The sequence below is a fragment of the Paenibacillus sp. LHD-117 genome, assembly GCF_030929555.1.
Classification (GTDB): Bacteria; Bacillota; Bacilli; order Paenibacillales; family Paenibacillaceae; genus Pristimantibacillus.
On record NZ_JAVFVT010000018.1, the window covers coordinates 88,515 to 111,131 of the forward strand.

At 54.8% G+C, this 22,617-nt stretch carries 21 protein-coding genes; 6 read left to right on the forward strand and 15 right to left on the reverse strand.

Annotated features, from left to right (window positions below; genetic code table 11):
• The first annotated feature begins 54 nt into the window (after positions 1-54).
• Positions 55-1,233 (forward strand): acetoin utilization protein AcuC, encoded by a 1,179-nt coding sequence (locus tag RB620_RS15655; RefSeq protein WP_308095816.1) that lies wholly within the window; start codon positions 55-57, stop codon positions 1,231-1,233.
• Between the two features lie 73 nt (positions 1,234-1,306).
• Here the strand turns inward: RB620_RS15655 and RB620_RS15660 are convergent, their stop codons facing one another.
• From RB620_RS15660 to RB620_RS15675, 4 genes are all read right to left on the reverse strand, one after another.
• Positions 1,307-2,005 (reverse strand): 5'-methylthioadenosine/adenosylhomocysteine nucleosidase, encoded by a 699-nt coding sequence (locus RB620_RS15660; protein ID WP_308095817.1) that lies wholly within the window; start codon positions 2,003-2,005, stop codon positions 1,307-1,309.
• Between the two features lie 5 nt (positions 2,006-2,010).
• Positions 2,011-3,015 carry a catabolite control protein A gene (gene ccpA, locus RB620_RS15665; protein WP_308095818.1) on the reverse strand — a complete coding sequence of 335 codons (1,005 nt, stop codon included), beginning with the start codon at positions 3,013-3,015 and terminating at the stop codon, positions 2,011-2,013.
• Positions 3,016-3,243: 228 nt separating this feature from the next.
• The gene (locus tag RB620_RS15670; RefSeq protein WP_308095819.1) at positions 3,244-3,657 is read right to left on the reverse strand and encodes a hypothetical protein; all 414 of its coding nucleotides are present in this window, start codon (positions 3,655-3,657) and stop codon (positions 3,244-3,246) included.
• Positions 3,658-3,783: 126 nt separating this feature from the next.
• On the reverse strand, positions 3,784-4,221 hold the full coding sequence (locus tag RB620_RS15675; protein ID WP_308095821.1) for a VanZ family protein: 438 nt from the start codon (positions 4,219-4,221) through the stop codon (positions 3,784-3,786).
• Between the two features lie 66 nt (positions 4,222-4,287).
• Between RB620_RS15675 and RB620_RS15680 the strand changes: the two genes are divergently transcribed.
• Positions 4,288-4,818 carry a type 1 glutamine amidotransferase domain-containing protein gene (locus RB620_RS15680; RefSeq protein WP_308095822.1) on the forward strand — a complete coding sequence of 177 codons (531 nt, stop codon included), beginning with the start codon at positions 4,288-4,290 and terminating at the stop codon, positions 4,816-4,818.
• Here RB620_RS15680 and ptsP read toward each other — a convergent pair.
• The 5 genes from ptsP to RB620_RS15705 form a co-directional block, all read right to left on the reverse strand.
• Positions 4,815-6,557, reverse strand: coding sequence for a phosphoenolpyruvate--protein phosphotransferase (ptsP, locus tag RB620_RS15685; protein ID WP_308095823.1), 1,743 nt, complete (start codon positions 6,555-6,557; stop codon positions 4,815-4,817). The two genes, RB620_RS15680 and ptsP, sit on opposite strands and share 4 nt — an antisense overlap.
• Positions 6,554-8,440: a glucose PTS transporter subunit IIA gene (locus RB620_RS15690; RefSeq protein ID WP_308095824.1), complete on the reverse strand. Its 1,887-nt coding sequence runs from the start codon at positions 8,438-8,440 to the stop codon at positions 6,554-6,556. The genes ptsP and RB620_RS15690 overlap by 4 nt, the downstream gene beginning before the upstream one ends.
• Before the next feature lie 299 nt (positions 8,441-8,739).
• The gene (locus RB620_RS15695) at positions 8,740-9,177 is read right to left on the reverse strand and encodes a CoA-binding protein (RefSeq protein ID WP_308095825.1); all 438 of its coding nucleotides are present in this window, start codon (positions 9,175-9,177) and stop codon (positions 8,740-8,742) included.
• A 58-nt stretch (positions 9,178-9,235) separates the two neighbouring features.
• A complete protein-coding gene (gene aroA / locus RB620_RS15700) occupies positions 9,236-10,525 on the reverse strand; it encodes a 3-phosphoshikimate 1-carboxyvinyltransferase (RefSeq protein WP_308095826.1) in 1,290 nt (429 codons plus the stop codon).
• Positions 10,526-10,552: 27 nt separating this feature from the next.
• Positions 10,553-11,098, reverse strand: a complete 546-nt coding sequence (locus RB620_RS15705) for a shikimate kinase (RefSeq protein ID WP_308095828.1) — start codon at positions 11,096-11,098, stop codon at positions 10,553-10,555.
• Between the two features lie 144 nt (positions 11,099-11,242).
• Here RB620_RS15705 and RB620_RS15710 point away from each other — a divergent pair, with 144 nt between their 5' ends.
• The gene (locus tag RB620_RS15710; RefSeq protein WP_308095829.1) at positions 11,243-11,542 is read left to right on the forward strand and encodes a hypothetical protein; all 300 of its coding nucleotides are present in this window, start codon (positions 11,243-11,245) and stop codon (positions 11,540-11,542) included.
• Positions 11,543-11,545: 3 nt separating this feature from the next.
• Here RB620_RS15710 and gndA read toward each other — a convergent pair whose 3' ends face one another.
• The gene (gndA, locus tag RB620_RS15715; protein ID WP_308095831.1) at positions 11,546-12,958 is read right to left on the reverse strand and encodes an NADP-dependent phosphogluconate dehydrogenase; all 1,413 of its coding nucleotides are present in this window, start codon (positions 12,956-12,958) and stop codon (positions 11,546-11,548) included.
• Between the two features lie 214 nt (positions 12,959-13,172).
• Positions 13,173-13,769 (reverse strand): hypothetical protein, encoded by a 597-nt coding sequence (locus tag RB620_RS15720; RefSeq protein ID WP_308095832.1) that lies wholly within the window; start codon positions 13,767-13,769, stop codon positions 13,173-13,175.
• Positions 13,770-14,085: 316 nt separating this feature from the next.
• Here RB620_RS15720 and RB620_RS15725 point away from each other — a divergent pair, with 316 nt between their 5' ends.
• Positions 14,086-14,748, forward strand: a complete 663-nt coding sequence (locus RB620_RS15725) for a DUF1054 domain-containing protein (protein WP_308095833.1) — start codon at positions 14,086-14,088, stop codon at positions 14,746-14,748.
• Between the two features lie 110 nt (positions 14,749-14,858).
• Here the strand turns inward: RB620_RS15725 and RB620_RS15730 are convergent, their stop codons facing one another.
• Both RB620_RS15730 and RB620_RS15735 read right to left on the reverse strand, forming a co-directional pair.
• On the reverse strand, positions 14,859-17,885 hold the full coding sequence (locus RB620_RS15730) for an efflux RND transporter permease subunit (RefSeq protein WP_308095835.1): 3,027 nt from the start codon (positions 17,883-17,885) through the stop codon (positions 14,859-14,861).
• 219 nt (positions 17,886-18,104) lie between these two features.
• Positions 18,105-19,298 (reverse strand): MFS transporter, encoded by a 1,194-nt coding sequence (locus RB620_RS15735; RefSeq protein ID WP_308095837.1) that lies wholly within the window; start codon positions 19,296-19,298, stop codon positions 18,105-18,107.
• 187 nt (positions 19,299-19,485) lie between these two features.
• Here RB620_RS15735 and RB620_RS15740 point away from each other — a divergent pair, with 187 nt between their 5' ends.
• Together RB620_RS15740 and RB620_RS15745 are read left to right on the forward strand one after the other, a co-directional pair.
• A complete protein-coding gene (locus RB620_RS15740; protein ID WP_308095838.1) occupies positions 19,486-20,955 on the forward strand; it encodes an aminotransferase class I/II-fold pyridoxal phosphate-dependent enzyme in 1,470 nt (489 codons plus the stop codon).
• Between the two features lie 63 nt (positions 20,956-21,018).
• Positions 21,019-21,435 (forward strand): DUF1885 family protein, encoded by a 417-nt coding sequence (locus RB620_RS15745; protein ID WP_308095840.1) that lies wholly within the window; start codon positions 21,019-21,021, stop codon positions 21,433-21,435.
• A gap of 104 nt (positions 21,436-21,539) precedes the next feature.
• Here RB620_RS15745 and RB620_RS15750 read toward each other — a convergent pair whose 3' ends face one another.
• Together RB620_RS15750 and RB620_RS15755 are read right to left on the reverse strand one after the other, a co-directional pair.
• Positions 21,540-21,854 carry a DUF1292 domain-containing protein gene (locus RB620_RS15750; protein ID WP_308095841.1) on the reverse strand — a complete coding sequence of 105 codons (315 nt, stop codon included), beginning with the start codon at positions 21,852-21,854 and terminating at the stop codon, positions 21,540-21,542.
• Positions 21,855-21,961: 107 nt separating this feature from the next.
• The gene (locus RB620_RS15755) at positions 21,962-22,531 is read right to left on the reverse strand and encodes a stalk domain-containing protein (RefSeq protein ID WP_308095843.1); all 570 of its coding nucleotides are present in this window, start codon (positions 22,529-22,531) and stop codon (positions 21,962-21,964) included.
• Positions 22,532-22,617: the final 86 nt, after the last annotated feature.

Here is a 22,617-nt window from a genome sequence, read left to right on the forward strand (position 1 = left end):
CACTATCGCACATAAAACTACCGATACTTTCGCGAGAAAGGAATGGAATTCCGAATGTCATCCAACGCCATTTTCATTCATCATTCCGATTCATCCCGCTACAAGTTCAATGATGATCACCCTTTCGATCCTATCCGTCAGACCTTGACGATCGATCTGCTGAAGGAAGCCGGGGCGCTGACGGATGCCGAGCTTATGCCTCCATCCATCCATTGCACGGATGAACTGCTCCAGCTTGTCCATCGCCCAGATTATGTGCACGCCGTCAAAACGCTAAACGACGATGCGGATCCGCGCAGCAGATCCGTTACAGCCGAGCAATACGGTTTGATGACGGAAGATACCCCGTTCTTCCCAGGGATGCACGAAGCGGCTTCCGCAATCGTATCCGGTTCGGTTTCCGCGGCTGAAGCCGTGATGAGCGGCCAGGCGCTCCATGCCTTCCACTTGGCCGGCGGATTGCATCATGCTTTCCCCGACAAAGCTTCGGGCTTCTGCGTATACAACGATGCGGCCATCGCGATTCAATATATTCGGGAGCGCTATCAGGCGCGCGTGCTTTACATCGATACCGACGTGCATCACGGCGACGGTGTCCAATGGGTATTTTACGCCGAGCCGGACATCTGCACCTATTCGATCCACGAAACGGGCAAATATTTGTTCCCGGGAACGGGATTCGCCCATGAGAAAGGAGCGGACAGCGGCTACGGAACCTGCTTCAACATGCCCCTCGAGCCGTTCACCGAAGATGAATCATGGCTGGAGAGCTTTAATGTCACGCTGCGCAAAGTCATAAAAACGTTTAAGCCCGACGTCATTATTAGCCAGCACGGCTGCGATGCCCACGCCTTCGATCCGCTTTCACACATTCATTGCAGCATGAACATTTACAAGGAGATACCTGCCATTATTCATGAACTCGCACATACGTATGCGAATGGCAAGTGGATCGCGATTGGGGGCGGCGGCTATGACATTTGGCGGGTCGTACCTCGCGCTTGGGCAATGATTTGGCTTGAAATGACGGATCATCCGCTAGCCGGCGAAATCCGAGGGTCGGAAGCGCCTGCTTTGCCGGCGTCGTGGATCACGCGTTGGACGTCCCTCAGCTCCGTACCTCTGCCGCGACGCTGGTTGGACGAAACGGAGGATATACCGCCTGCTCCTCGAAGGGAACAGATCTCACAGAGCAACCGCATCACTCAGGCTATCGTCATTCAAGATCTATAGACGTGTCCTACTTCGATTAAAAAAACAAGAGCAACCAGACAAGGCCAATCGGCCTCCGGTTGCTCTTCTTATTTTAGATATGCTTCAACATGTCGTCGATAATTTGATAGGAATGATTCGAAGCCTGTACGGTAAAGTCGGCAAAGTTCACATGCGCGGAACCATCGGCTTTGTCCGACATCGAACGGATAACCACGAAGGGTACCTCGTTCATCTCGCAAACTTGCGCGACTGAAGCGCCTTCCATCTCTGCGCAAGCGCCTTGCAGCGCCTGATGAAGCTGCTCGACCTTCTCCCTGCTGGCGATGAATTGGTCGCCGGACAACACTTTGCCGGTCAAGCAGCGACCGGGAAACAATCTTTCGCTCGCGCTGGCGGCCAACTCGATCAGGCGGGGATCCGCCTGAAACTCCGAATTCGGGTGGAACGGAATTTCGCCTTGCTTATAGCCGAGCGGACTGCAATCCATATCGTGCTGGATGCAAGCACTGGATACGACGATATCTCCGATGTTCAAGCTTGGATCCAAAGCTCCCGCCACGCCCGTGAACAATACATAATCGGCACCGGCATCGATCAGCAATTGGGTACATACGGCGGCGTTCACTTTGCCTACGCCCGACTTGCAATAGATGACCGGCTTGCCGTGAAGCTTTCCTTCGTAATACGTAATTCCTGCTTTCGCGAACGTGTTCGTCACGTCTACATGCTCATGGAGACGTTCGATTTCTTCGGCCATCGCGCCGATGATGCCTATCTTCTGTGCTGTCATATCAATTAAATTCCTCCGACCGATTGCCGTATAACGATTTCATGAGGCAATACGACCTTGGCATGCTCTACGTTTTCTTTTTTCATTAATTTGGTCAGCAAACGCATCGACACCGCTCCGATATCGTACATCGGCTGCGCGACCGCAGTAAGCTGCGGACGAACCATGGACGCCATTCGGCTGTTGTCGACGCTAATAACGGAGATGTCGCCGGGAACTTGCAGCCCGGAATCTTGAATACAGTGGATTGCGCCGATCGCCATCTCGTCGGTTGCGGAGAATACGGCCGTCGGACGCTCGTCCAGCTCGATAAAATATTTCATCGCTTCCGCGCCCGATTCGTACCTGTAATTGCCGATACGAACTAACGTGTCATCGTATGGAATCCCCGACGCTTCAAGCGCACGTTTGTAGCCTTGGAATCTGGCATACCCGTTAGAAGGATCCTGAAGCGTTCCGCTAATCATCGCAATCCGTTTATGGCCCTGGCTGGTCAGCTTCATGACCGCGTCATAAGCCGCTTCTTCATGGTTAATGTCAACCGAAGGAATTTGGTTATGGTCATCGCTCGTCGCGCAAAGCACGATCGGCACGTTCGCCGTCTTGAACGCCTGCAAATGCTCGTCCGTCACCGCTCCGCCCATGAACAACAGGCCGTCGACTTGCTTCTCCAGCAGCGTATTGATAACGCGAATTTCCTTATCCTTCTTTTTGTCCGCGTTGCAAAGGATAATATTATAATGATACATATTGGCAATATCTTCAATGCCGCGCGCGACCTCCGCGAAAATCGCATTCGAGATATCCGGAATGACCACGCCGACCGTTGTTGTTTTCTTGCTCGCGAGTCCGCGTGCAACCGCATTTGGACGATAGCCCAGACGTTCGATTGCTTCATACACTTTCTTCCTCGTTGCCGGCTTCACGTTCGGGTTGTTGTTCACGACCCTGGATACCGTAGCCATGGATACTCCTGCTTCTCTTGCTACATCATAAATGGTTACCGTCACGGATTCTCTCTCCATTTGCTCAGATTTTGTCTACAACAGTATGGTTCAACCTTGCCTTCCTCGGATCGTCCATTGGTCGTAAGGTTTGCTCATATGTACAGTTCGCCGATTATTAACGTAATCATACGACAAAATATTACTTTTCGCAATGTGCGCGAATAAGCGGCAACAAATTGGCATAGGCGAGATCACGCAAAATGGCAGCCATTCTTGACGAATCGTTCGCGCTTAAGCAAGCAGAGAACGTTTGCTAAGCTGCTGCAGCCGCTTGTTCAGTTCGGTTATCCAAGCCTCGTCTCCAAGTGTCTGCGCGAGAAGATACAAGTCCAGCAGCGTATTGATCCGTTGCTGGATCAACGCTTCCACGTCTTGCGGTTCCGGCGGCTTCTTGTTTACTTTGGCTTCTACCAACAAATCTGCCCATTCGTTGCATTCGTTAAACAGGAATGTCTGTTTATCCGGTTCTGCGCCTAACCTAGCGATCAGTCCGGTCAGATCGGGTTTTACTTCCGGTATGACTTCGCTTCTGCTGCAGGCAGCGCAGGAGAAGATCGGTACGTTATCGATTTCGACTTTGCCCGAATAGATGACCGTTCGAAGTTTCATCGTCATCATCTCGCCGCAATGGCATGTTTTACGCAAAATAGGTCAACTCCTTATCATAGCGAATGATACCGCTAGTCCCCTTGCACGCTCGCAGGCGGGAGTGAGTAAACAATTCGACCTTTTTTGCCAAAACTCCTGCTTCGTTCTTTCATGAAATTTTTGCTACTTCGATCCTTTCCTCCATAACCGTTTAATGGGAGGAATCGCGACCAGAATCGTCCAAACCGCAGCTCCGATGCAGTCGTTCCGAACGTCGGCAGCGTCCATCATCCGCCCTCCGACCATAGACTGATGCAGCTCGTCCGTAATGCCATAAAGCCCGCACAAGACGACAATGAACACCTTCATCCCCCATCGCTCCGACCTAGCGCCGAAGCCGTAGTCGAATGCGGCGGCCAGCAGGAAGTACGAGACGAAATGCCCCCAATTGAAGTCCGTCATGCCGGGGAAAAAACGCTGGAAGAACGGGAGCATCGTATTGATTTCGTCGCCCGTGCGAGACGATAGGATGAAGATGACGGTCATCCAGGCGACGGCAGGCACGAACCGGAATAACCGCAGCGCAGAAGGTCTGGCGATATTGGGTTGAATTTGATTCATGGTTGCTCCTTCGCTACAATAGGAATATATTTGCACTGCACTCATGCTTGAAATGGAGGAAAAAGAATGTCCTTGCATAACCAAACTGTCATCTGCCTGCTGGATGATGAATTCGAGGATTTGGAATTATGGTATCCGGTCTATCGCGTGCGCGAAGCCGGTGCTACCGTCCTGTACGCAGGACCGGAGAAAGGCAAAACGCATATCGGCAAATACGGCGTGCCTGCGGTTGCCGACTTATCCTTCGACGAGATGAATGCCGACGATATCGCTGGCCTTCTCGTACCCGGAGGCTGGGCGCCGGACAAGCTTCGCCGCTATCCGAAGGTGCTGAAGCTCGTTCAAGAGCTTAACGCGGCGAACAAGCCGATCGGACAGATCTGTCATGCCGGCTGGGTATTAATCTCAGCGAAAATATTGGAAGGTCGCAAGGTCACTTCGACGCCGGGCATCCGCGACGATATGGAGAACGCCGGCGCGACGTGGTTCGACGAAGCCGTCGTCGTCGACGGCAACTTGATCTCCGCAAGGCGTCCGCCCGATCTGCCTCCTTATGCCAAAGCTTTCGTCGATGCATTGGAACAGCGAACGGGTTAACCGTTCGCTGTTTGTTCGTCCATGACCTCCATGAAAGCTTCCAGCTTGCCGATGATCTCACCGCTCGTACGGCAATGCTGCAAATCGCGCAGCACTTCTCTGCATTCGTCCTGCCTCGTGAAGAGCAGCCGTTCCTTCACCGGCAGGATGGAATGCGCCGACATGCTAAGCTCGTCCACATCCAGGCTGAGCCAGAGCGGAAGCGCGCGCATGTCTCCTGCAAGCTCCCCGCATACCCCTACCGTAATGCCCCGTTCTTTGGCCGCTTCGACCGTCTGTTTGATCATGCGCAGCAGCGCGGGGTGGAACGGTTCGTACAAATGGGAGATTTCTTCGTTCATCCGATCTACGGCGAGCGTGAACTGAACGAGGTCGTTCGTCCCGATGCTGAAGAAGTCGACTTCCTGCGCAAGCAGATCCGCGATCATGACGGCTGCCGGTACCTCGATCATAACGCCGACCGGGATGCTCCGGTCATACGGAATCCCCTCGGATTCCAGCTCTCGCATCGCCTCCGCAAGCACTTCGTTCGCCGCCCTTACTTCGTCGACGGAAGCGATGAGCGGATACATCACTTTGACAGCGCCGTAGACGCTCGCGCGGAGAATGGCTCGCAGCTGCGTCTTGAACAAATCCTTCCGGTCCAGCGAGATCCGGATGGCACGGTAGCCGAGGAACGGATTGTCTTCCTCTGGGATGTCGAAATAATCCAGTTGCTTGTCTCCGCCGATATCGAGCGTGCGGATCACGAGTGGTTCGCCGCCCAACCGTTCCGCAACGCTGCGGTAAACTTCGTATTGCTCCTCTTCCTTAGGGAAACGATTCCGATCCATGTACAAAAATTCCGTCCGGAACAGGCCTACACCAGCGGCGCCTCCGGCCATCGCGATCTCGAGCTCCTTGAGCGAGCTGATATTCGCTTCCAGCCTGAGCGACTTGCCATCCGGCGTAACCGAGCTGCATTCAGCGAAATGCTGCAGTTTGCGCTTCGCTTCCGCGTGCCGATCGTGCAGCTCGTTATAGAGATCGACGATGCTTTGGTCGGGATCGATATAAACGGTGCCGTCTCCGCCGTCGATGACGATCGTCTGGCCGGTTGCGATCGGTTCGACGAGATTCGGCTCCACGCCTACGACCAGCGGGATGCCGAGCGCTCGCGCCATGATGGAAGAGTGGGAAGTCGTGCTTCCCGCAAGCGTCACGATCCCGAGCACATGGTCGGGGTTGATATGGGCCAGCTGCGAAGGGGAGAGCTCCTTGGCAATGAGAATAAAAGGCTGGGTATCCGAAGGAAGCGTGACCTCGGGAACGCCTAACAAATGTTTGAGCAGCCGATTGCCGACGTCTTTGATGTCGAGCGCGCGTTCCTTCATATAATCGTCATCCAGCAAGTCGAACATCGTGACGAAGTGATCGATCGCTTCCTTCACCGCAACCTCCGCAGCTTTGTATTGCCGCTGAATGATGCCTTGGATTTCGTTCATGAACACGGGATCGTCCAGAATGGCCAGATGCGCGTCGAAAATTTGGCTTTCGTCCGAACCTACGACCTCGCGAAGCTCATCCTTGATTTGTTGAATCTCGTGCTTGGACGTTCGAATTCCCTCGTATACCCTCTCGAACTCCCTGGCGAAATCCGCGACGTCGATTTTGTTTTCCGGCACTTCCCACTCCCAGTTGGGAAGCACGAACGCTTTGCCGATCGCGATGCCCATTGATGCGCCAATCCCTTGAATCATACCTCTTCCCCTCCACCATTGCTCTCTTTAAGTACGACTGACATGACCGATGATTGTCCCTTCTTCACCGCTTTGAACGGGGCGTAGCGCCATGAATGGACAATGTCGGAGTTGGTTATGACCATTGGTGTAGCTAAAGACTTGCTCTCCTTGCGGACCCGCTGCAAGTTAAAGCGGATAAGCAGCATGCCGGGAACGACGGCGTCTCCTTCCTTCACGACCGCTTGGAAATACGATTTGCCGGCCAGCTTCGACGTATCGATGCCGATGTGAAGCAGAACCTCCAGCCCTTCCGGCGTACGGATGCCGATCGCATGCATCGTCGGGTAAATATGGATGACCTCTCCCTTCACGGGAGACACAAGCTCGCCCTTGTCCGGCAGGAACGCGACGCCGTTTCCGACCAGCTTGCCGGCGAAGATCGGATCGGGCACTTCGTCGAGCGGGATCATCCGGCCCTGCAGCGGCGAATGGAACAGCACTTGCGCCTGGTCTCTTCTAATCGCTTTCAGCATCTCTTCGCGAATGAGCTCCGAATACGTGCCGAACACGACTTGCACATGCCCGCCGCCGAGACGGATGACGCCCGCGGCGCCCAGGTTGCGAAGCGCGTTGACGTCGATGACCTTCTCGTTCGACACTTTGAGCCGAAGCCGGGTAATGCAGGATTCCATCTGCACGATGTTTTGTTTGCCGCCGATCGCTTGCAGAATGAGCGGCGCGCGGTAAGGAATATCGCCCGCCCATTCGTCCAGCTGCGAGCCTTCCTCGCGGCCGGGCGTCGGAATCTGGAACCGGTTGATGGCCCAGCGGAACAAGACGTAATAAATAGCGAAGACGACTATTCCGATCGGAAGGATCAACCAACCTTTCGTCGCCAAATGCTCGTTAATCAAAAAGTCGATGGCGCCGGCCGAGAACGAAAATCCGTGGCGTATGCCGAGCTCGTACGTCACCCACATGATGACGCCTGACAAGATGGCATGAACGACGTACAAGTAAGGCGCGACGAACAGAAACGCGAATTCCACCGGCTCCGTTACGCCGGTCAGGAACGACGCGAGCGCCGCGTACAGGAACGTTTTGCGAATCTTCGGCTTCAGATCCTCCCTGGCCTCGTGAATAATGGCAAATGCGATGGCCGGCAGCGCGAACATCATCGTCGGATACAGCCCTGCCATGAAAGCGCCCGCGGTCGGATCGCCGGCGAAGAATCGCGGAAGGTCTCCGTACACCATCGTGCCCGCGTCCGTCTCATATCCTCCTATCTGGAACCAGAACACGTGGCTGACCAGATGATGCAGCCCAAACACGACGAGGATGCGATGAATAAAGCCGTACAGGAAAACGCCGAAGCCGCCGCCCGAAGCGACGACATCGCCGAGCTCCACCAATAGATTCTGAAGCACCGGCGCCAAGTTGACCATTCCGATCGCGAACAGCAGCGCTAAGAAGCTGACAAAGAGCGGGACGAACCGCGGCCCGCCGAAAAACTGGATATATTCCGGCAGCCGCAAGTCCTTAAACCGTTCGTAACTCAATCCCGAAAAAATACCCACGATCGCGCCGATCAGAACGGTCGGCTCGATCTCTGCGCTCGCTTGACCGGTTATGCCGACGTAAATCGCCATCCCCACAAGCGAAGCGATTCCCGCCGACAACGCGTTGCCGGTCAGGCCAAGCGCAATGCCCAGCGCGAAAATGAAAGGCAAATAAGCAAAAATAATATCGCTGGCCGCGCGCAAATGATCCGCCATGCCAGGCAAGCCGATCCACTCCCACGGCAATTGGCTCAAGCTTAGAAACACCGCTGCGGCAGGAAGCACAATCATCGGCAGCATGAACGCTCTGCCCAATTGCTGCAGGCTCCCTATAAACGTCATCTAGTCCTTAACCTCCATTTATTCGTTACTTTCATTATGTAAACGCCAAAAATCGAGTTGATCGCATTCATGCTCACACGCGGCAAGCGCTTTATCGCCGCCTGTCTATTCTGATGTTAAGCGCTCGTCAACTATTTGTCAAAGCGGATTCCGTCGAATCCCGTCAAGCTCGAAAGGGAAAGAAAAAACGGGCCGCGATGGCCCGCCCGTTGATGATTCTATTCCACGAAGGAGAAATGGTTGACCACCACTCCTCAGCCCCTCATTTATTGTGTAGGCTAAGCCCTGCGCTTATTCCATCAGTTTTTGGATTTGCCCTGCGGAAGCAGAATCGAATCCTCTACCTTGATGCAGCGGTCCATAACGACTTCCAGCCCGCCTGATTCCGCAATCGATGCGGCTTCGTCATTCGAGATGCCGAGCTGCAGCCATAAGATCTTCGCGCCGATCGCGACCGCTTCCTCCGCGACCTCCGGCGTATGTTCGCTCCGGCGGAACACGTTTACGATATCGACGGGCACGGGAACGTCGCGAAGCGAAGCGTAGCTTTGCTGCCCGAGAATAGGCCCCGAGACGGCCGGATTGACCGGAATGATCGTATATCCCTTCGCTTGCATCGCCTCCGATACCATGTACGACACGCGGTCCGGCTTGTCGGACAAGCCGACAACCGCAATGGTCTGGCTGCTGCTCAACATTTCTTTGATACGGTCACGAGATGGATTGCTAAACGCCATTGCCTGCACCTCCGTTCTTCGGATTCGATCATACGTTGTTTATGTTGCCTTTAACTTGTTATACCCATTCCACGTTCGCGCCAAGCGCCTTCAGGTGATCGAAGTAAATCGGATACGATTTGGCTACGTGATGGGCATCGCGAATCCGAAGCGGAGCCTTGGCGCGCAAGCCAACGACGGTTAGCGCCATAATGACGCGATGATCGTAATGCGCGTTAATTTCGACGCCGCCTTCCACGCCTTCCGGCCTGCCATGCACGATAATTTCGGCTTGACGCTCCTCGACGTTCGCTCCCGCCTTGCGAAGCTCGTTCAAGTAGTCGGTAATGCGGTCGCATTCCTTGTACCTCAAATTCTCGACGTTATAGAATCGGGAGGTTCCCTCCGCGAAAACAGCGGCGGCTACCATCGCGAGCACGGCATCCGTCGCGTGGTCGCCGTCGAACTCGACCGCCTTCAGCTTGCCGTTGCCTTTGACATGGACGATGCCGTTCTCGTGTGTAAGCGGCGTTTGCATCATGCGAAGCACGTCGACGACCGCGCGCTCGCCCTGCTTGCTATTCTCGGCGAGACGGTGCACGATCACATCCGATTCGGTAACCGCAGCGGCGGCGAGAATCGCGGCAGATCCCGGGTAATCCCCTTGCACAGCGTACGTCTTCGCTTCGTATTGCTGACGGCCCGGCACGCGGAAGCGCATGTAATCTTCGTCCGCGTGGATGACGATGCCCGCTTGCTCCAACACTTCCAGCGTCTGTCCGACGACGACCTTCGACTTCAGATCATGCAGCACCTCGATCTCGCTGTCTTCGTCGAGAAGCGGCGTCAGGAACAACAGCGCGCTAAGAAATTGGGAGCTGATATTTCCGGACACTTGAATATGACCGCCCTTTGGCTGCCCGCCCTGAATGCGGATCGGCAACTTGCCCTCGCGATGCTCGATTTTCACACCCATGGAGCTTAGCGATTCGATCAGGTCGTCATGCGGTCGTTTGCCGAGCGAATCCGGATAACGGTTAATGAACGTCACGTCAGGGCAGAGCGAAGCGATCGCCATCAGGAAACGCAATACCGCGCCGGCATTGCCTACGTCCAGTTGACTCGCCGGTTTCGGATGGCGTCCGAAGCCTGTAATGACGATTTTCTCCTCGTCCTCTTCGACGACGGCGCCGAGATCGCGGATGCAGCGGCGCATGGCGTCGCTGTCTTCGCTATGGGCCGGATAATAGATCGTGCTTGTCCCTTCGGCGAGCGCGGCGACGAGCAGGTAGCGCGTCGTATAGTTTTTGGAAGATAATGCTTGAATTTCTCCCGCGAGCCGGGGAGTCGGTGTTACGATAACGTCCATTGTTGGTAGGTCTCCTTTAACAGTCCATTATTCGATTGATTTCCCAGTTTCGAATGCATCATGCAAACGCTGCAAAATGTCGCGCGCGACGTCCTTCACGGACATGCCCGTCGTATCGATCGTCGCGTGGGCGAAGTCGTATGCCCCCCTGCGCTGTTCGAGAAGCGCATGAACCCTGGCGCCGGCATCCCCTTGCAGGAGCGGCCTCTCTTCGTCTTGCGAGACGCGGGCGATGATGCTATCGGCATCCGCGGCTAGCGCGACGACGAAGCTCTTCTCCAGCATGAGCGCACGATTGCGCTCCCTTAGCACGGCGCCGCCGCCCGTGGCAACGACCGCGGGTTCTTCTCGATGCAAGATGTCGCTGATGGCTTCCGATTCGATGTCGCGAAACCGTTGTTCGCCGTCCGAGGAGAAAATATCGGCAATCGTCCGTTGCTCCCTCAGGACGATTTCGTCGTCGCTATCCATCCGCGCCCAGCCAAGCTGTTCCGACAGTTCTCGGCTGACGCTCGATTTGCCCGTACCCATGAAACCGATCAGCACGAGCTTATTAACGGCACGGCTATCCATGTGTGCATTCATCCTTTTTCATGTTCTGCGTAAACGAATTCTTCCATATCATATCATTTTTTTGCAGTTCCGGTGTATAAAAAAGTTGCAATAGCCGTATCCATGTTAATGATGCAAACTTTATGCAAAGGGTGTGACCCCAAAATGAAAAGCCCGGTCCGTCCGCTTCATCCTACCGATCAAAGAATCCGCACTATTCTCGATCCGGAACACCCGCTCTGCCGCGACGACGTCATCTGGATGCTCGGCTATATCAAAAAAAAGGTGGCTGACGAAGATCCCGCATTCATGGATCTGTCGCAGCCACGCCTCATGAAAAACTTTCTGTACTTCGCCGAAGCGGCGATGGCGCTTATCCAGCGCAGGCATTGCAGCGACCAAGAAGCGGACCGGCTGCGCGAATGGCTTCGCGAGGCTTCCCACGGATTGGTCCCTGAGCGCTAGCGATTAGGATTGCAGCCAGTTGAAGTGGAACGTGCCTTCTTTGTCCACGCGCTTGAACGTGTGGGCGCCGAAGTAGTCGCGCTGCGCTTGCAGCAGGTTTGCCGGCAGGCGTTCCGTCCGGTAGCTGTCGAAGTAAGCCAGCGCGCTGGAGAACGCCGGAACAGGCACGCCGTTCGTAACGGCCGACGCGATTACTTCGCGCCATGCGCCTTGGTACGACTCTACGATTTCTTTGAAGTAAGGGTCTAGCAGCAGGTTGCGAAGCGCTGGATCGCGGTCGTACGCGTCCTTGATGTTCTGCAGGAAACGGGCACGGATAATGCAGCCGCCGCGGAAGATCATCGCGATGTCGCCGTAACGCAGATCCCAGCCATACTCTTCGGAAGCCGCGCGCATTTGTGCGAAGCCTTGCGCGTAGGAGCAGATTTTGCTCGCGAACAGCGCTTTGCGCACGGCTTCGATGAACGCCGCTTTATCGCCTTGGAACGGCGCCTTCGCGGGGCCGCTCAGCACTTTGCTGGCCGCAACGCGTTCTTCCTTCATAGCGGAGAGGAAACGCGTGAATACCGATTCCGTGATGATGGACAAAGGCACGCCGAGATCCAGGGAGCTTTGGCTTGTCCATTTGCCCGTGCCCTTCTGACCCGCGGAGTCCAGAATGACGTCGACCATCGGTTTGCCCGTTTCCGGATCGTATTTGGAGAAGATGTCGCGAGTGATCTCGATCAGGTAGCTGTCGAGCTCGCCTTTGTTCCACTCCGTGAATATTTCATGCAGTTCTTCCGTGCCGAGGCCCAGCACGTTCTGCAGCAAATCGTACGCTTCGCAGATCAGCTGCATGTCGCCGTATTCGATGCCGTTGTGAACCATCTTCACGTAATGACCGGCGCCGTCCGGACCGATGTACGTGCAGCACGCGTCTTCGCCGACTTTCGCGGAGATAGCCGTCAGGATCGGCTCCACGAGCTCGTACGCGGATTTCTGGCCGCCCGGCATAATGGAAGGGCCTTTCAGCGCGCCTTCTTCGCCGCCCGATACGCCCGTGCCGATGAAGCGGAATCCTTTGGCCTCCAAATCCTTGCTGCGGCGCTGCGTGTCGGGGAAGTATGCGTTGCCGCCGTCGATGATGATGTCGCCTTGATCCAGGAATGGCACAAGGGAGTCGATTGTTGCGTCCGTACCCGCTCCGGCTTGTACCATGATCAGGATTTTGCGAGGTACTTCAAGCGAAGCCACGAACTCTTCGATCGTATAAGTAGGTACCAGATTCTTGCCTGCGGATTCGCTCATGAGCTCGTCCGTTTTCTCCCGGGAGCGGTTGAACACGGAGACGGTGAACCCTCTGCTTTCGATGTTGAGGGCCAGGTTTCTGCCCATGACGGCCATGCCGATAACGCCGATTTGTTGCTTAGACATGAGTTTCTTCCATCCTTTTTTATTATATTTTTAAGTCACAATAGCTTTATTCTACTCTTTTTGCAACCAGATGAAAACCGTTTGCCGCGAAAAATGTCGCTCCCGCCGCATCAGATTTATTGAGCGCAAAAAAACGACCCCGCAAGCCGCGCCTACAAGCGCAGTTGCTTGATCGTTTTTCTAAAACTCGCTATTCAAGGGCTTCGCCATTCGTTCACAACTCCAGCTGCAGCATCTCCGAACGGAGCGCAACTAACCTTTCCTTCGATTCTGTAACCGCTTCCTCATTTTGGGCTTGTAGCGCTTCGTGAAGCACCGACAATTCGTAATCAAGCTCATACCGAAGGACAGCAGCCCGCTCTTCCGCTCTCTTCGATTGGAATGCCTTGATCATTTCTTCTATCGTAACGAATGGTTTCTTCTGATAAATAATCCGATGTTCCATGCCAGACACCTCCACAAGTCGTATAATTTCGCCGAACATGATGCTCTCGATCACGATTTGCCGATCTTTAATCCGCTTGACGACCGCATGTCCACGTGTGTCATTAATAAGCTTTTCCAATAGCTCCGACAGCTTCTCGTCCTTGATTACATAATCGCCTACAATTTTGTACCGGGTGTTCATCCGATGGAATTGAAGCTTCACAAGCTTGCGACCGGTCCGGATGGATACGAGGAACTGCCCCTCCGTCTCGCTCCAGTATAAGGAATATCCTTCCTGAATGAGATCGCGGATGAGATTTTGGATTTGCCGGCGTTCGAATCGCAGCTCCAGATTACAGTATTCGACTTCGTAGCTCTTATTCACGGCAATCCCTCCCTTAACCAAGTAGTAGTTGACGAAATGTTCTGACAATTTGTTCTTACCACTATCTTATACTTCATCTTATGTTCTGGCAACTTGGATTATTGACTAATTTTTAAGGTTCCGGAGCCTAATCTGCGTTTTGGAGTCCGGCGCAAAAAAACAGGGGCGGCAGTAAAGAGGCCCTCCTTCTTTTAGACTCTGAGGTCCGTCAACAATTCGTGGCATTCGATAGGCATGTCTCCCGCGTTATGTTATAATCATTCTAAATTAATAAACCTTCTCACACTATTATCCATGCCATCAAAGGAGCTTGCCCATGACTACGACACAAACCGAACTTCAGAGGTCCCATCTCGATGGATTTACGCACGCCGACTTCGGCGTTTTCCGATTGGAAGGACTCGACGAACGAATGAAAGGCATACAGTCGCTGATTCAACCCAAATTCCGCATGATAGGAGAAAAGCTGGCGGAGGAGCTCGCCGAACGTTCCGGACACGAGATGTTTCTCCATATCGCCAAACACGCCAGAAGAACAGTGAACGCGCCGAAGGATACCTGGTTGTCGATTTGCGGGAACAAACGCGGCTACAAGGCCCACCCCCACTTCCAGCTCGGACTGTTCGACGATCACGTCTTCATCTGGCTTGCGCTTATTTATGAAGTGCCGAATAAGAAGGCTATCGCCGCAGCTTACCTTGACCAGATGGACGAAGTGATCGGAGCCGTTCCGACCGGCTACAAGCTGTCGCTCGATCATATGAAGAAAGACGCCGCCGATACCGGGTTGATGGACGACGAAGCTTGGAAGACGGCGCTTATCCGGTTCAGGGATGTACAGAAAGCCGAGCTGCTGATCGGACGGCATATTGCTGCGGACGATCTGATGCTGCGGGACGGCGAGCGGCTGCTGGACTTCGCGCTTGAGACGTATGATGCGTTGATGCCGCTCTACAAGCTGGCCTGCTCCCGTTCCTAGTTCCGCGATAGAAAACAAAAAGCCGGTAAAGGAGCGAATTTGCTTCCTTTACCGGCTTTATTGCGCTTTGCGTGATACGCTAGCGATCACGTACTCGATACAGCGCCGATCTAGGCTTCCGCGCCCGCTGCTGCTTCCGTCCGAAGTGCGCCGCTTGCCGCCTTACGCTGCTTCCGCGATTTGCGGAAGAATAGAAGCTCGTAGACGCAAGGTACGATGACGAGCGTAAGCAGCGTAGCTGCGGCCAGACCGCCGATGACGACGATCGCCAAACTCTGGGAGACGATGCTTCCGGATTCATGCGATCCGAACACGAGCGGCAGCATCGCGCAGATCGTCGCGAGCGCCGTCATGATGATCGGCCTCATTCGCGTCGTAGCCGCTTCGATGAGCGAATCGCGAATTGTCATCGTTTCTTCGTTCTGCTTCACGCGGTCAATCAGGACGATCGCGTTCGTGACGACGATGCCGATCAGCATCAGCGCACCGAACATCGCCGTGAAATCAGGCGTTACGCCAGATACGAGCAAGCCCGTGACCGCTCCGATCGCGGCAAGCGGCAAGGAGATCATGATCGCCAGCGGAGCTCTTAGCGTCTTGAATGTTAACACCATGATCAAGTATACCAGGCCGATCGAGATTAACGCCGTAATGCCGAGATCCGCGAAGTCGCTGGATTGTTCGGTGGATGCGCCGCCCACGGTCGCTTCCACGCCTTCCGGCAGGACAAGCTCTCCCGTCTTCGTTTGGATTTCTTTGCCGACGACCGACAGCTTGTCGGGAGCGACGCTTGCGGTTACCCGCAAGTAAGGTTTGCCTTCCTTGTGATAATACAATGTCGGTTCTTCCGTACGAACCAGCTCGGCGACCGTCGAGATCGGGACAGGACCCGCTTCCGTCATAACGGTAAGCGCGTTAAGTTCGTTCTCCGATGCGGGATTCACGACCGGCTGAAGCCAGACGGGCGTCTCGCCATCCGACAGCCCGACGGTACCGATCGGCAGCGGATTGAGCGTGCCTTGAAGCTGCTGGGCAATCTCTCCGCCTTTCGCCAGCTCCGGATTAACGCGGAATGCATAGACAGGCTTTAACTCTTCCTGGCTGCTCTCTACCTTCAGCACGCCGTCGATGCCGGCAATGCTCTTCTCCAGTTCGCCTGCGGCATCGGCGAGCTTAGACTCTTCTCCCGTTACGTCGATGAACACGGTCGTGGAACCGCCGCCCATCATGAGATCCGAAGCGCTGGCGAGCAATTCCGCTTCCGGGTACTGCCCCGACTGAGCGCGCACTTCTTCCATAACTGCCTCTGCGTCCGCGCCTTCCTTCATATCGACGATAAAACTGACTAGCGTCGGCGACGACACGCCGCCGTATTGCGCGGCATCCGAGCTGTTGCCAAGCGACATTAACGTCCATTCGACGCCTTCATGCCCGATCAAGTAACTCTCCAGCTTCGTTCCGCCTGTGAGCACATCGGCTTCCGGCGTATCGCTAGGGTATTCCAGCGTTACGTTCAGGTTCTCTGCACTTGAAGAGTCGAGCGCGGCTTTCGGCATCAACACGTATGCGCTGACCGAACCGGCAAGCAAGATCACCGACAATGTCAACGCGATCCACTTATGGCGAAGGTTCCAGGCCAGGAACGACGCGAACCGAGGCGAACCGGCATGCTCTTTCTCCTTGGTGCCGCGAAGAAGCCAAGCGCTCAGAAGCGGCACGACGGTCAGCGCGACGATTAGCGAAGCAAGCAGCGAATATGTCACCGTCAGCGCGAACGGCAGCAGGAATGCCTGCAGTGAACCGCGCAGCAAGCCCATCGGCAAGAACACGGCGACCGTCACAATCGTAGACGAAGTGATCGCCGAAGCGACTTCTTTAGTCGCATCCGTAATCAAGGAGACGGAGAACGTTTCCTTCTGCAGCCTGCGATAAATATTTTCGATGACGACGATGCTGTCGTCAACAAGCCGGCCGACGGCGACCGCGACGCCGCCGAGCGTAATAATATTCAGCGTAACGCCGGACAATTGCAGCAAATAAAGCGTAATGCCTAGCGACAGCGGAATGGACACGATCGTGACGATCGTCGCCTTGAAATTCCGCATGAACAGCAGGATGACGATCGTGGCGAACAAGGCGCCTAGCAGCACTTCACGAAGCATGCTGTTCACGGAATGCTCGACGGACTCAGCGCTGCTTAGCAACATGGAAGCATTGACGCCGTTATCCGCATCGTTCATTTCCTCAATTGTCTTCTCGATCTGTTTTCCAACCGTAACGGCGTTCGCGTCGGCGGCTTTCGAGATCGTCATCATGACCGCATCCCGGCCGTTCATCCGGCTGATGCTCTCTTGCTCCTTCGCCAGCTCAACGGTTGCGACATCGGCAAGTGTCTTGCCCGGCGCGACCGGCAGCTTTTTCAACGAATCCAGTGACGAAATTTCGTCATAAACGTTCAGGCTTGCCGCCTGGCCGTCAATGCTCCGGTCGCCGATGGAGGAATGAACGCCTCTGCCCTGCAAAACGCCCATCAAAGATTGAACGGGGATTCCCGCGTCGGCAAGCTTCTCGGCCGAAGGGATGATGTGAATGGCCGGCTGCGCTCCGCCGGATACCGAAATTTGGCCCGTTCCTTCGATGCCCTGGAGCTCGTTCTTCAGCTCCGTCAACCGCTCTTCGCGTTCATGGTCGCTCAGACTGTCGTCGAACGTGAACGTGACCCAGGCGATCGGAATCATTGACGTATGAAACTGGACGACGAACGGCTTCATGACGTTCTCGGGCAGCTGAACGCTTGCGACCGCCCGCTCCACTTCTGCCTTCGCTTCCTTCATATCGGTAGACGCATCGAAGTTTAGGTTAATCTGCGAATACCCGTCCCCCGATGTTGAGAACGCCGAAGTTTTGCCTTTCGTGTACAACACCGCTTCCTCGAGCGGCTTCGTGACGTTCTGTTCCATGGTTTTCGCATTAATGCCTTGCCCGATCGATGTAATCATGACCTGCGGATTATCCGCCGCAGGCAGAAACTCCATCGGCAATCTGAAATAGCTGATGATCCCCATCGCCAGCGCCATGACCACCAGCAATCCGATTGCCGCTTTATTGCGGAATGACCAACCCGTGATTCTATTCATCCTTTTTGTTCCTACTCCTTCTCCGTGCTCGGAAATGTTTATTTTGTCATTACCATCATAACGGGAAGGAAAAAAGCAAAAAAACGTCTGGAGGCGGTATTCAAACCACTCCAAAGGTCTGACGGAATCCAAGACCTAAGTCGGGGGAACGGTCCTCCGGACACAAAAAAACCGGGCTCCCCTCTTCGAGGAAACCCGACGCGTTTGATACCGATGAAATTAAGCTTGTTCCGCGGAGATGTTCGGTCGCGTGATCCGGCTGTCAAGCTGGCGGAACCGGAATACGAATACCAGCGCCGCAATGCACAGGATGCCGCCAAACAAATACGGCAAGCCTTCGCCCATCGTGAACAGCAGCGATCCCAGCAACGGGCCGGCAATGCGTCCCAGGCTGTCCATGGACGAGCTGAGGCCAGACGCTACGCCTTGTCCGACTTGGGTCTTCTGCGTGATGAGCGAAGTCACGCATGGGCGGATCAAGGCGTTGCCGACGCCGAATACCGCCAGCGACAAGATGGCCCAAGCGAGCGAATGCGCGAACAGAAGCAGGAAAAATCCGATCGCGGATACGATTAAGCCGATCACGATGTATTTCGGCTCCTCGCCTTTCTTGATTCTTCGCCGCACGATGCCTCCCTGCACGAGCGCGCCGACGATGCCGCAGACGAAGAACAGCAGCCCGACCTCGAGCGGCGTAACGTCGAACCGGCTCATCCCGAAAAACTGCAGCGTCGCTTCCATCCCCGCGAGCGTGAACGTCACGAAGAAGGCCAATATGTACAGATGCTTGAGCGGGCCTTGGAAAGCCGACCAGCGGGAAGCACGTTTCTCTGCGGGATTCTTGCGCTGCTCCGGCGAAAGCGATTCGTTCAGCTTCAGCAGAGCGAGCACAAACGTGATCAAAGACAAAGCGGCCGCCGCGTAGAACGGCGTCTCGAGCGAGACGGTGCTGAGCAGGCCGCCGAAGCCCGGACCGATCGTGAAGCCGAGACCGATGGACATCCCGACGAGACCCATCCCTTTGGTCCGCTGCTCCGGCGGCGTAATATCCGCCACGTACGCGACGATGACGGACGCGACGGCGCCCGAGAACAGGCCGCCGAGCGCGCGAGAAGCGTACATAAGCGCCAGATTGCCGGAAGCAAGCCCGAACAGCAGGAAGCTCGCCGCGAAGCCGACGAGACCCGTCAGAATGATCGGCCTGCGTCCGATCCGATCCGACCAGTTGCCCCACAACGGCGACAAAAGAAACGATACGGCTGAATAAAGCGCCAGCATTCTCCCGGTATGCAGCTCTGCCCCTTCCGGATCCGCTTCCTGTATAATTTCCGGCATAACCGGGATGATAATGCCGAAGCCGATAAATGTGATCATTAGTATTGCCATTACGATGATAAGACGTTTATCTTTCATGCCGTTAATCCCTCCACTAAACTATCGTACCATAACTATGAACGGGGTAAGTATGAACAATTAAGGAACAAATGTCGCGAATGCCGCTCTGGGAGCGGACACAAGTCCAACTTGCAGGTTGCAAAACCTCTTGTTTTTGTTATACTCTATTTTGTTTGCACATCTGATGAAAGGCAGGGATACGGCGATGGATCATAATAAAACCCCGCTCTTCACTGCGCTTCGCGAGCATGCGGAGCATAATCCCGTTCAGTTTCATATTCCCGGGCACAAGAAAGGCGTCGGAAGCGACTCGGAATTTCGCGAATTCATCGGCGACAACGCGTTGTCGATTGATCTTATCAATATAGCGCCGCTGGACGACCTGCACCAACCGACCGGCGTCATCGAAGAAGCGCAGAAACTCGCCGCGGACGCCTTCGGCTCCGATTATACGTATTTCTCCGTGCAGGGCACGAGCGGAGCCATCATCACGATGATCCTGTCCGTCTGCGCGCCCGGCGACAAAATCATCGTGCCGCGCAACGTCCACAAGTCGATCATGGCCGCGATCATCTTCGCGGGCGCAAGGCCGGTCTTCATCTCGCCGGCTCGCGACAATAACCTCGGCATCGATCACGGCATCACGACCCGCTCCGTCCGTCGCGCGCTTGAGCGCCATCCCGACGCGAAGGCCGTGCTGGTTATCAACCCGACGTACTTCGGCATCTGCGCGAACTTGAAGGAGATCGTCGATCTCGTACATAGTTACGATATTCCGGTGCTCGTGGACGAAGCGCATGGCGTGCTCATCCACTTCCACGACAAGCTGCCGATGTCCGCGATGCAAGCCGGCGCCGATATGGCGGCGACGAGCGTGCATAAGCTTGGCGGATCGATGACGCAAAGCTCCGTGCTCAACATCAGGAAGGGCCGGGTCAACCCGCAGCGCGTCCAAACGATCATCAGCATGCTGACGACGACGTCGACGTCCTACATCCTGCTGGCATCGCTGGACACGTCGAGACGCAATCTCGCGCTGAACGGCCGCGGCATCGCGGAACGCGCGATCGCGCTTGCGCAGGACGCACGTAAGCAAATTAACGAAATTCCGGGATTGTATTGTTTCGGCGAAGAAATTCTCGGCGGCGAAGCAACTTACGACTACGATCCGACCAAAGTTTCGGTTCATGTCCGCCATCTTGGCATTACGGGCTACGATGTCGAGAACTGGCTGCGCGATAACTATAATCTCGAGATCGAGCTAAGCGATATGTATAACATTCTTTGCTTAGTTACGCCGGGAGATACCTCCGAGACCGTAGCGAAATTAATCGAGGCGCTCCAAGGCCTTTCGAATGCCTTCCACGAAGGTGCGGAAGCGCGAGAGCTTGTCGTAAAAATTCCGGATATCCCGCAGCTTTCTCTAACGCCTCGCGACGCATTCTACGCCGAGACGGAAGTCATTCCGTTCAAGGAATCCGCCGGACGGATTATTGCCGAGTTTATCTACGTTTACCCGCCCGGCATTCCGATCCTGCTGCCTGGCGAAGTCATCTCGCAGACGAACATCGATTATATCGTTGAGCATGTCGAGGTCGGATTGCCCGTCAAAGGACCGGAGGACAGAAGCATCGAGTTTGTGAAAGTCATCGTCGAAGAAACCGCCATCTCTTAGGGGATGCCGGCTTCTTGTAAAGGTTTCCAGCCCATGCTATGATGGGCGTAGAGGTGATTGTCGATGAGTCAGAGTGCTTACATTAAGCTGGTGGAAGGCTCTACCGCTCAGGAAATAACGCTTCAAGAGATACAAGACACGTTATTGCAATACCGTAGTCAGACCGCCTTGACCGGCGAGCAGCTCGGCTGGGATTACGCGAGCGCCGCCTTCCCCTACACGGTGGAATCGGCGGGAGACGACCGGTGGTTCTACTTGAAAGGCATCACCGGCCATTATAAGCACATTATCGTGGGACCTTCGGAATCGAAGAGCGTCGCCGGACAGTCCGTGAAGTGCATACAGGTCGTCTTGCCGGACGAATCGACCCATGGCGACAAGTCTAAGGGCAACGAGCTGTGCAAGTACTTAGCTAAGAAGCTGAAGGCGGAACTGACGATGTTCAACGGACGAACGATCTATTACAACCCGCGCAAATGAGAAACTTCAATTGAAGTCATTTCTATTGCAGTAAAACGATAACGGGCTGCGCAGCCAGGGTTCTTCACCCGGCCGCGCAGCCCGTTATCATGCTCGCGCGGTTATTATTGCTCTTCGTTCTCTGTACGCGCGATTTCTTCGTAGATCGCCGTTACGCGCTCCCACTCCGCATCGTCTTCGATGCCGACCAGGTATGCTTCTTCGTTCTCTTCTTCGATGCGGAAGATGACTCCGTCTTGTTCCGGATCTTGACGATCCAGCAATACCGCATAGGCGTTGTTCTCGGATTCGAACGTATATACCATGACCATCTCGCGCTCTTCGCCTTCGTCGTTGGTCACGATAAACACATGCTCTTCGTGTTCGTGATCGTGATCATGTCCGCAGCCGCAATCTGGCCCATGCTGATGCTCGCTCATGATTGTTACCCCATTTCAATGATTTTAGTCATACCTGCCCATCGTATCATGACATGCCATGTCGGGTCAAACGCAAGAAAACCCCTCCGTAGAGGGGTTTTGGCGACTCATGCGTTGCGAGATGTAATGAGCTTCTCCGACACGGGCACCCACTCGTCTGAGCCTGCGAGGCGCAAGTAGAACCGCACCGTATATTTGCCGCTCGCGTCAAACTTGTAGTCGAACTCGTCGGTCACGAACCAGAACGTATCGCTGTTGTTCGTGACGGATTCGCTTTGAATGAACCGTTCTTTCCCGTAGGGATCGGAGATCGTTACCTTCACGCCGGATATATCCGTTTTCAAATTATCGATTTGGGAGAACACCTTGATCTTGCCCTGGTAGCCCTTGTCGACGACGCCGAAAGGCGTATTGCCCTTGTAAAGGAACATATGGACATTGGGTTTGTAAATAACGGCCCTCTTATTGTTGTCATCCCAACGAATGACGGCCCCCATCGCTTCGGCAAGCTGGCGCAGCGGCAAATAAGTTTTGCCGTCGAGCAGCACGCCCCCTTCGTCCTGTTCAATGCCGTTAATCATGACGCGTACCTTCTGTGAAGCGGCGTCCGCGAAAATCATCGAACCGCCCCATAAGGAAAGCAGCAGCAGCATAATCGCGATTTTCCTGAATTTCATCGATGCCTAAACCTCCATCCGCATATTCTGGATGTAAGGTTATACTCCGGTTAATCGGCAAAGTTGCGCTCTTTTATATCATTTTT

Bases quoted from the DNA above. Each gene is read 5' to 3' on its own strand.
- RB620_RS15745 (WP_308095840.1), top strand. From the start codon at position 21,019: ATGAGTCAGAGTGCTTACATTAAGCTGGTGGAAGGCTCTACCGCTCAG.
- aroA (WP_308095826.1), bottom strand. From the start codon at position 10,525: ATGGACGTTATCGTAACACCGACTCCCCGGCTCGCGGGAGAAATTCAA.
- RB620_RS15735 (WP_308095837.1), bottom strand. From the start codon at position 19,298: ATGAAAGATAAACGTCTTATCATCGTAATGGCAATACTAATGATCACA.
- gndA (WP_308095831.1), bottom strand. From the start codon at position 12,958: ATGTCTAAGCAACAAATCGGCGTTATCGGCATGGCCGTCATGGGCAGA.
- RB620_RS15680 (WP_308095822.1), top strand. From the start codon at position 4,288: ATGTCCTTGCATAACCAAACTGTCATCTGCCTGCTGGATGATGAATTC.
- RB620_RS15755 (WP_308095843.1), bottom strand. From the start codon at position 22,531: ATGAAATTCAGGAAAATCGCGATTATGCTGCTGCTGCTTTCCTTATGG.
- RB620_RS15675 (WP_308095821.1), bottom strand. From the start codon at position 4,221: ATGAATCAAATTCAACCCAATATCGCCAGACCTTCTGCGCTGCGGTTA.
- RB620_RS15660 (WP_308095817.1), bottom strand. From the start codon at position 2,005: ATGACAGCACAGAAGATAGGCATCATCGGCGCGATGGCCGAAGAAATC.
- RB620_RS15740 (WP_308095838.1), top strand. From the start codon at position 19,486: ATGGATCATAATAAAACCCCGCTCTTCACTGCGCTTCGCGAGCATGCG.
- ptsP (WP_308095823.1), bottom strand. From the start codon at position 6,557: ATGATTCAAGGGATTGGCGCATCAATGGGCATCGCGATCGGCAAAGCG.
- RB620_RS15690 (WP_308095824.1), bottom strand. From the start codon at position 8,440: ATGACGTTTATAGGGAGCCTGCAGCAATTGGGCAGAGCGTTCATGCTG.
- RB620_RS15750 (WP_308095841.1), bottom strand. From the start codon at position 21,854: ATGAGCGAGCATCAGCATGGGCCAGATTGCGGCTGCGGACATGATCAC.
- RB620_RS15725 (WP_308095833.1), top strand. From the start codon at position 14,086: ATGACTACGACACAAACCGAACTTCAGAGGTCCCATCTCGATGGATTT.
- RB620_RS15695 (WP_308095825.1), bottom strand. From the start codon at position 9,177: ATGGCGTTTAGCAATCCATCTCGTGACCGTATCAAAGAAATGTTGAGC.
- RB620_RS15705 (WP_308095828.1), bottom strand. From the start codon at position 11,098: ATGGATAGCCGTGCCGTTAATAAGCTCGTGCTGATCGGTTTCATGGGT.
- RB620_RS15710 (WP_308095829.1), top strand. From the start codon at position 11,243: ATGAAAAGCCCGGTCCGTCCGCTTCATCCTACCGATCAAAGAATCCGC.
- RB620_RS15730 (WP_308095835.1), bottom strand. From the start codon at position 17,885: ATGAATAGAATCACGGGTTGGTCATTCCGCAATAAAGCGGCAATCGGA.
- RB620_RS15655 (WP_308095816.1), top strand. From the start codon at position 55: ATGTCATCCAACGCCATTTTCATTCATCATTCCGATTCATCCCGCTAC.